This window comes from Burkholderia sp. AW49-1 (assembly GCF_053427845.1).
On record NZ_JBSAXF010000079.1, the window covers coordinates 1 to 1,474 of the forward strand.

The following is a 1,474-nucleotide window of genomic DNA, read 5'->3' on the forward strand; positions in this document are numbered from 1 at the left end:
ATATCTCGTTTACGGTCACGTTCTTCCTTGCACTGTTCCCGGGCCGCGTGCTCGGTGCGGAACTGGCCGCGATCTTCGCGATCTTCACGAGCCAGGCGTGGAACATGACGTTCAGCTTCTATCAGTCGCTGCGCACGGTGCCGCGCGACCTGAGCGAAGTGTCGCGCGGCTTTCACCTGACGTCGTGGCAGCGCTTCTGGAAGCTCGAGGTGCCGTTCTCGATGCCGGGGCTGATCTGGAACATGATGATGTCGATGTCGGGCGGCTGGTTTTTCGTCGTCGCATCCGAGGCCATCACCGTCGGCAACCAGACCATCACACTGCCCGGGATCGGCGCGTATCTCGCACAGGCGATCTCGGACAAGAACCTCGGCGCGGTGGGCTGGGTGATCGTCGCGATGTCGGTCGTGATTCTCGCGTACGACCAGTTCCTGTTCCGTCCGCTCGTCGCATGGGCCGACAAGTTCCGGATGGAGAACACCGCGTCGGGCGACGCGCCGCAGTCCTGGCTGCTCGACATGCTGCGCCGCACGCACCTGATCCATCAGCTGCTGGTGCCGGCCGGCTGGCTGCTGTCGCAGGCCGCGCGGATTCCGCTGCGCGTGCCGGCGCTGACGGGCACGCGTTCGCGCGGCACGTCGGCGCGCGGGTCGTCGCGCGTCGGTGACATCGTGTGGGGAACGTTCGTGATCCTGATTACCGTGTATATCGCGTGGCGCGTCGTCAGCTTCGTCGCGACCGGCGTGACGATGAGCGAGGTCGGTCACGTGCTGACGCTCGGGTTGATCACGCTGCTGCGTGTGATCGTGCTGATCGCGATCGCGTCGGTGATCTGGGTGCCGCTCGGCGTGCTGATCGGGCTGCGTCCCGCGCTGGCCGAGAAGATCCAGCCGCTCGCGCAGTTTCTCGCCGCGTTCCCGGCGAACCTCCTGTTCCCGGTGTTCGTGATCGTGATCGTCCACTTCCATCTGGACGCGGACATCTGGCTATCGCCGCTGATCGTGCTCGGCACGCAGTGGTACATCCTGTTCAACGTGATCGCCGGCGCGATGTCCTATCCGAACGACTACAAGGAAGCGACGAAGAATTTCCGCATTCGCGGCTGGCAGTGGTGGCGGCAGGCGATGCTGCCCGGCATCTTCCCGTATTACGTGACCGGTGCGATCACCGCGTCGGGCGGCGCGTGGAACGCGAGCATCGTGTCCGAGTTCGTGCAGTGGGGCGACACGAAGGTCGTCGCGCACGGCCTCGGCTCGTACATCGCACAGACGACCGCGGCCGGCGACTTTCCGAAGATCATCCTGGGCATCGCCGTGATGTCCCTGTTCGTCACCTTGTTCAACCGCCTGCTGTGGCGTCCGATGTACGCCTATGCGGAATCCCGGCTCCGTCTCGATTGAGAGTAAGCGCGATGCAAAATTCGACCGTAATCAACGCCCCCGCCCAGACGTCACAGCCGCTTCAGCCGCCGCGG

The 1,474-nt window shown here is 64.6% G+C and carries 1 protein-coding gene; it reads left to right on the top strand.

The window, feature by feature from the left end; genetic code table 11:
- Positions 1-1,400, top strand: a 1,400-nt coding sequence (locus ACV22W_RS33455) for an ABC transporter permease (protein ID WP_448023808.1), incomplete at its 5' end; no start/stop codon positions are given.
- Positions 1,401-1,474 lie beyond the last annotated feature (74 nt).